The 7,235-nt window shown below is 27.8% G+C and carries 4 protein-coding genes; 1 reads left to right on the top strand and 3 read right to left on the bottom strand.

Annotated features, from left to right (window positions below; genetic code table 11):
- Positions 1-850 (bottom strand): HEPN domain-containing protein (locus ACH5TX_RS03215; protein ID WP_439338103.1); only part of this gene is annotated, 850 nt, incomplete at its 3' end.
- 120 nt (positions 851-970) lie between these two features.
- On the opposite strand from ACH5TX_RS03215, the gene ACH5TX_RS03210 reads away from it, so the two are divergent.
- The gene (locus ACH5TX_RS03210) at positions 971-1,192 is read left to right on the top strand and encodes a helix-turn-helix domain-containing protein (RefSeq protein ID WP_439338102.1); all 222 of its coding nucleotides are present in this window, start codon (positions 971-973) and stop codon (positions 1,190-1,192) included.
- 108 nt (positions 1,193-1,300) lie between these two features.
- Here ACH5TX_RS03210 and ACH5TX_RS03205 read toward each other — a convergent pair whose 3' ends face one another.
- Positions 1,301-5,302, bottom strand: a complete 4,002-nt coding sequence (locus ACH5TX_RS03205) for a P-loop NTPase (RefSeq protein WP_439338101.1) — start codon at positions 5,300-5,302, stop codon at positions 1,301-1,303.
- Positions 5,303-5,316: 14 nt separating this feature from the next.
- Positions 5,317-7,215, bottom strand: a complete 1,899-nt coding sequence (locus ACH5TX_RS03200) for a CHAT domain-containing protein (RefSeq protein WP_439338100.1) — start codon at positions 7,213-7,215, stop codon at positions 5,317-5,319.
- Positions 7,216-7,235: the final 20 nt, after the last annotated feature.

The following is a 7,235-nucleotide window of genomic DNA, read 5'->3' as shown; positions in this document are numbered from 1 at the left end:
CTTTGATATCTTTAGTATTTGATACTTCAACAATACAGGTGTTCAGTTTGTTTTTGAATAGTGACGTAGCCAATGCTTCCATTTTATGAGCTTTCTCTAATATTTTATGGATTTGCTCCAAGTTGATATGGTAATTGTTTTTATAGCGTGTTGTTATATAAGCATCATCTAATAATTTTAAAAGGTTTTGCTCCTCTTCTATTTGTGTATTAAAAAGTTTTCCTAGTTCAGATGCAAATGCTTTTACATAGGTTTGTAGCTCTTTAATACTATGGCTTTTGCGTTCCTTGCCCATTATAAAAAGAGCAACAAAGCGAAACCATAATTCTATATGTTGGTGTAGCATATAGGCGGCATGAGAAAGATTCTTGTTTTCAATAAAAAAGGTCGCGCCCTCCAAAAACACAGTCATTTTATGACATTCTTTTTCGAAAGTCGATTGCATGTTGTTTAGTGTTTTTTCTGGTATATGGTGTTCATGAAAGCTGTCTAATTCATCATCAGGATTATGAAATACTAGTTTATTCCAAGTACAGCCATGAACAAAGAATAGGTTTTCTTCTTTTAGTTGTTGATGGGCATATTCAAACGAAAATATTCGATATAAGAAATCTGTTTCTTCTTGAAATATTTTAGCAACCATTGCGGATAATTCTTGGGTTAATGAACTACATTTTCCTTTTAGTATTATAATTAATATAGGCTTGATGGAGTCTTCTTTTTCTATTCTTGTCTCGTAGATATATTTAATTTCCAAAAGAGATTTTAGTTTATTCAGAATATGTTTCCTATCTAAATTAGTTGTTTCATTCATAGTTACATTGAATTTTAAGTTTATATATTCAGACATATATTTAACATAAACGGAACTAATGTACACATAATATGATAAACGAACAAATAAAAGTTTAGAAAACCAGAAAGCTTTATCTTAAATATTAACTTTATATACTGAAAAAATGATAATTCCATGACAAAATTAGGACTCTACTTTGCTAAGAAATCAATAAATAGATCAGATGTATCCCGCAAGACTGGACTTAGTAAAACGCGATTAAGCGAACTCTCAAATAATGAAAACACACAATTAAAAGTAAAAGAATTATACTTAATAGCACTTGCAATTGATGAAGATCCAAGTGAATTATTAAAGGAGGTTTGTAAAGATATAAAGCTGCCCAAGAAAGCATAAATTCAATTTCCAAATATTATTCTCAATAGCAAATTTTGTTGAATTTGGCATTATATGAAAAGAGGATAGTGTACATTTTGGGGCAGACTAAAGCATTTTAAACTTGTTTCACTCAATTATATCATTTAATTTGTATTCAATAGCTCGGTTAGTAAAAGAATTATATTCTTCAGATAAACGAATTTGAATATCAGATATATCTGGATACACCTTATTTACATCAGAATTAATTATATGAGAGTTTACATTATTAAAAAAATCTTTATCATCAATCAAGTATTCAATTGATTGCCATCCTTTTGAAATTTCAAATTTTCTATTTTTAAGAAAATTTTCAAGTTTATTTACATATTTTGATATAACTTCAGTGTTATTAAAATCAAAATCTCTAGCTTCTGAATTTATTTTTTCTATTTGTTTTTGAAATTGTTGAATATTAGTAATCTCACCCATTACTGATTCATAGAATCTAATACTATCATTTTCTTCATTCCAAAATTCAAGTTTCAAATAATCTATTAATTCTTTATCTATATCATCAAAAAAACTAAAAAAACGATACCAATCATCTCCATCAAATTCCTCATCTAAATTATGTGTATGAATTCTATATGCTTTTTTATTTATTGGCTTTCCGTGAATTAATGGTATATAAATAACGGATTGAACATTGTCTCTAACCATTATTCCTTTAGCACTAAAGTAACTAGCTCTGAGCGTATTTTGTATAAATACTCTAGCATAGAGTAATGAAGCAAAGTAAATCTCTGAATCAACTTCAGCTGTGACAACAAGGTTTTTACTCGTATTCTCTGATAGTTCAACATTAAATAGAATACCAGCTAATTCAAAAATATCTTTTCGTTCTTTTAAAAACCTTTTACTGAGATTTTTCTTAATATCACTAAACTCTTTCCTTGAATTAATATATAACTTACTACTAATTTTTCTATTTCCTTGATTATAAAATTGATTCCAACTATAAAATAATGCCTCAAGACTTCTACTCTCAATACTTTCTATTCTTTCTAATTTTTCTGAATTACAAAATTTAGAAAAATGCTTTTCAAACTCATTTTGAAATTTCGAAACTTTAATTAAAGCTTCAGATATATTACTGTAAAGAACATTTGGGTTATAATCTTCTGAATCTTCAACACCTGAATAAAGTTTATATACAGACAATATATTGCTCCCTAATTGATTAAAAACATTATCTAAGCTTGAAAAGTAATCTCTATTAATTTTATTAAAATCTAAATACTTTTTTATTGAAGCTATTGTTGTTGTCTTTACTAATGATTCATCTTTATCATTTAAATATTTTTCATTAGTCCCTTCAGAAACATACCCCCATTTATCAACTATATTTTTAGGAAATTTAACCTTGTATACTCCTTCTAACTCCTTTTCCGCTACCTCTAAAGCTTTTATAAACACTTTATAATCCCTTTTTCTAAAATACTCTTGAAACCCTTTAATTACCTCTGTTAATGCAAAATTATATTTCCCTCTGTTTTCAATTATTTTTGACACGTATGTTTCCCATGAATCAGGTCGAAATTGATGAATAAACAAACTATTAATTAAACCATTTACTTGCACTAAATAACCTAAAGGCAATAAATTATGCTTTATATTTTTGTTACTAGGGTCATAAGGTAACTCAATATCCAAAAAAGAATTATTCACTGCTTTTGTAGAGTAAGAATCTTTATCAGGAAAAACGTTTCTCAAAAGCTCAAGAATTTCTGTAGATTTATTTTGCAGATAATTTGTTTCTTTTACTTCTTCAAATTCATACTTTAAATAATCGATAATGTAACTACAAGAAATATGGTTGTCATTGCTTTCTTTTAAATCAACAATGCTATATTCTTCTAATAACCTTGATAAGAATAACTTTCTGTAATTATCGATAAAATCAACAGAAAAATTTATCGATTGAAGACCTAGTAATAATACTGAAATATCTTTCAAAGAAACTTCTCTATCAAAAAGAGCTAGAAGTATGTGTTCATCAATAACTATATTAGCGTCAAGATTTAAATGACCAATCCAAAAAGTATACTCTCCTAAAGCAACAAGTTCTTTCTTGTCACATAATTCACATGAAATATTGTCTTTAGAACTAATCCATCTTAAAATATATTCAAAAATATCTTCTTTGGGAGATATACTATTTTTAATATCTTTTATTCTAAGACTAAAATCTTCCGATAACATATTTGATGGTATTAATCCTTCGTCCCCAGTTACATTTGCATAATCATAAGGTAAAACTAACTCCCAAATTGTACCAAACTCATTATATAGTGTTTCAAAAGGTTCTTTATTCTTTTTAAAAAGAAAATCACTCACACCTTTCCAAAGAAGGGCATTCAATACGTTAATATTTCCAATCCAACTTTTAAAATCATATTTTTTGACTATATCCAAAAAAGTTTCAACATCGTATCCAAAATTGAAACCATTTAGCAAAAAAGAATATATATCACCTTCAAACAATAGTGGTATAGAATCGTTGATATAATCATTAATATCAATGTAATCATTCTCTTTAAATAAAATATCACATAAAATTTCTGAGCGTATAGGGTGCAACCCTGTTAAAAATTCTTTGTTTTCAGTAAACTTTAAGAGATACTCTTTTTCAAGGTTTTTTACAACTCTGTTTGATAGACTTCTATTAATCTGAATAAAATCAATTAGCTTTTTGTAATTAATTTTAGCTCCATAGGAATCTGATAAACACACAAAACGTAATGTTTCTAATTCACTTATTTTTTCTTCCTGCTCTAATCTACTAATTTGACTTTCTAATCTGGCTTTTAAAGTGTCTCCTTGATTAATTAAATAAACATATTCTAATAAAAGTCCTTTATTACCAAACTTTAACCATGATTCTTCAAAATCTGTAAACTTTAACTCCTTTTTATATTTTGATAAGCTTTTATAAATAATTTCGGCTTCTGTTTTATCAAATATTAATTCTATATCTTTAAAATTATAATCAACACCAAGAGTAACTCTATTCCAGTCTTCTTGCCTAATCGTTATCAAAAATTGAAGATTCTTTTTTACAGATAATTGCTGAAGTAAATCGTTCCAATAAACGTCTTGAGATTTTATATCTATATAAATTAATATTGGAAAAGATAATTCTTTACATAAAGCATTTAAACTACTAATAGTTTCATATAACTCATTATAATTATTGGATAGTTTTAATTCATATGAAGTATTACTCTCTGAAAAATCATGTATATATCTATAAGCTAAAGTACTTTTTCCTTGACCAGAAGCACCATGAATAAATATAACATTAGTCTCTTTAAAAGCTTTATCTATAGTATATAGCTTTTCTGTTCTACTAATATCTAAGTTTGATAGAATATGTTCATATCTAGACGAAACCCCATAGTAAAACTCTTCTTCTAGTTTAACCGAATTAGCTTCATTTAATGTTCTATTATTAAAAGGCAAAATGGTATTACCAAACTGGTTTAAAAATGATTTTTGTTCATTAAGGAATACTCCTATAGAATCCAAATTTAATATTATTTTCTTAGCATCAATTTTTCTTTGTTTTTCAGCAGATTTATAAATCCAAAAAACTAATAATTCTATCGCTATAGATGGATTCGAAAAAGGTCTAATATCGTTTAGTAACTCTATTATTTCCTTATATAAAGTTTCTTCTTTAACAATTTCTGGAACTTGATAATTGCTTAAAATTCTATCTATTTTAACTGAATCGAATCCCTTTTTACGCAACTTTTTTGACAATGCAGATTTTTCAATTAGTTCATTACTCACTTCACCAAATGAAACCAACTTTACAATAGCTTTCTCCTGATTATCTATAAGCTTACTAGCTCTCTTAAAAAATGAATCCTTATTAGAAAACAAATCAGTAAAAACTAATGTTCTTGATTTATTTTTAACCTGAATAACTTCTACATAATTTCCTTTTTCATCAATAATATCTAAATCCTCATAAAACCCTTCTGGCTTGAATGTGTAGTTTTTTCGATAATCTTTAAGAATCCTATATAATGTGTATAAAAATTGTGTTCTATAACCTTTTAATGCTGAAATTGCACCCATCTATTTATCTTGATTTATTTAATCTTTTTATCTCTTAAATACATTTCTGTTATCTCCTTCTTAAAATCTTTAACTTGTTCACGTGCATTCCAATCAATAAATTCATTAATATTCTTTCTCATCCCTTCCCTAGTTGTATTTTCAAGCTTATCCTTCCAAACCTGTAATGACTTGTGCATTTTCAACAAAACTATTTTTCTACTAGATTCCTTATTGACACCTGACATAACCTTGCTAAAATGTAACCCCCAAAAACTATATATATTTTCATCTTTTGTACCCATCGTTTTTTGCTGCATTTTGTAAAATGCTTCCATGATTGTACCATTAAAAATATCTTCATAGAAAAGTTCAGCAGATATTTTAGCCACATTATTATTTATTGCCCAAAGTGTTCCAATGTAAGCTTTTGCTCCTACTGCAAGAAAAGATTCAGAAATGTCTAACCAAGACCAACAAGTATTATTAAATATCAAAGGTGAATGCCCCGAAGCCAAATGACGAAAAATAGCTTGAGAGTGAGAAACATAACACTTTATATAACAAGAACCATCTACGATTACTTTTTTACTTCTGTCCTTATTCTCTTTTTTTCTGAGATGATTAGTCATGTCTGAGAAAATATACTGCGGATGTTCTATAGCTTTAAGCTCCTTACTTCTCCAAATATAGCCATCAAAAGTTCTAAAAAAACTTTTGATAGTAACAGGATGTAGGTCTTGATAAGGAGATAAGGCAAAAGTAGCAACTTCGTCATAAATAATAGTATGGTCATTTCCGTCTCTGTCTTTAAAGATTTCAGTAATTCGAGACCCTTCGATTTCACCTCCGTGACTACATATATGGAGCACACTATAAGGATATTCTTTAATATGATTATCAAGATTAAAAACCGTGGCATTCTTACCTATCAATGACTTCACAAATAGATTTTTACTTTCTAAATAATCGATTACTGAATCCGTTTCTTCATCTTGAAATTCTAACGGAGAAAACACTACTGCACTTGGAGTGTCAGAAAAGCTATCAATTTGAATATTATTAAAAAGAAAAAAATCTGGCAGTAATTGAAGATGTACATGAGAAATAGGAATCTGGTTTTTAAGAATTAGTCCATAAGGAGCTCCTTTAGTAAAGAAAGTTGCGAATTCATATTTCAAAAAATCAATATGTTCAAGCGATGGGTATATTAGTGCACTTAAATCGTTAAAAGCAGATTGGTCTTCAATTCCTTCAGATGCTTTCTCTTTCCACTTTTGTATAAGTATTCTATATTTTGATTTATCAACATCAGGTGAATCTATTAATTTTAAATTAGCATTTACAGCTGTTGCATAGCTTATCGCTAAAGGCAATGTAGAATTATCAACTCTATCCACTACTATGACTCCCCTTTTATTAGAATCATCAAATACTATATCTCCTGCGCTTTCATCGATTTGAAGCATTAAGTTATTTTCTATTGATACATATAGAGCATCATAAGCATTACTTCTATTACAAGGAAGATAGCCTGATTTTTCAACCAAATGACTTAGGGTAAAGTCTACTTCCTCAATCGTATCCACATATATTGTATTGTAATCATTTAAAAAATCTAAATAACTTATTTGATTTTTGGATAGACCGATAATAATTAAATATTTGCATCCCCTTAATCGTTTTAGTGAGTTGTGTACTTTAATATTGAATTCTTGAGACCTAACCCTACTTATATAATGTTCATCAATTTCTCCATCACCTAGTTTTGTTTCATCAAAATCCTTTGCATTTGAAGTAACCTCAGCAAACTCAAAAGTTGGAACATAATATCCAACATTGTTTACATAACTTGAAACGACAGCAGTTAACAAGGGCTTTTCGTAATTTACAATAAGAAAGTAATCAGAATTTATTTGGGGAGGTTTAAACATCTTAATTCAGTTTTAAAACA

The sequence above is a fragment of the Thalassobellus citreus genome (genome assembly GCF_044385915.1).
GTDB lineage: Bacteria > Bacteroidota > Bacteroidia > Flavobacteriales > Flavobacteriaceae > Thalassobellus > Thalassobellus citreus.
Note: the sequence above shows the minus strand (reverse complement) of the source record. Positions and strands in the feature narration are given on the sequence as shown.